This window comes from Gilliamella sp. Fer4-1 (genome assembly GCF_001690515.1).
Taxonomy (GTDB): domain Bacteria; phylum Pseudomonadota; class Gammaproteobacteria; order Enterobacterales; family Orbaceae; genus Gilliamella; species Gilliamella apicola_C.
Genome location: NZ_LZGZ01000241.1, coordinates 1 through 380 on the forward strand (window position 1 = coordinate 1; position 380 = coordinate 380).

General features: G+C 31.8%; 1 pseudogene. It reads right to left on the minus strand.

What is annotated here, in order from left to right:
• Positions 1–297, minus strand: a pseudogene (locus A9G30_RS08505) (ABC transporter permease); the annotation flags it as partial.
• Between the last annotated feature and the right edge of the window lie 83 nt (positions 298–380).

Here is a 380-nt window from a genome sequence, read left to right on the forward strand (position 1 = left end):
GCGAAATGGTGCCCATAAAATCCAACCATTAGCTTCTATTTTCTTTTGTACAACAGGATCAAGATAATTGGCTTGTGTTTCTAATTGACCACCAAACTGTGTTTCTGGATAAAAATGAAAAATCGGTGAATAGTAATTATCCTGATATTTAATAAAAATAGGTCTATCGTTAGTAATAAAATCAGCAAATAAACTAACCACAAATAAAATTGAAAATAACCAGAGTGAATAATAACCACGACGATTATGTTTAAACCGTTGCCAACGTTGCTGATTAATAGAATAATTTTTGGTCATTATTTGTGTGCCTCAAAGTCAATGCGTGGATCAATCATCATATAAGATAAATCCGATAAGAGTTGAGTGATGAGCCCTATTAA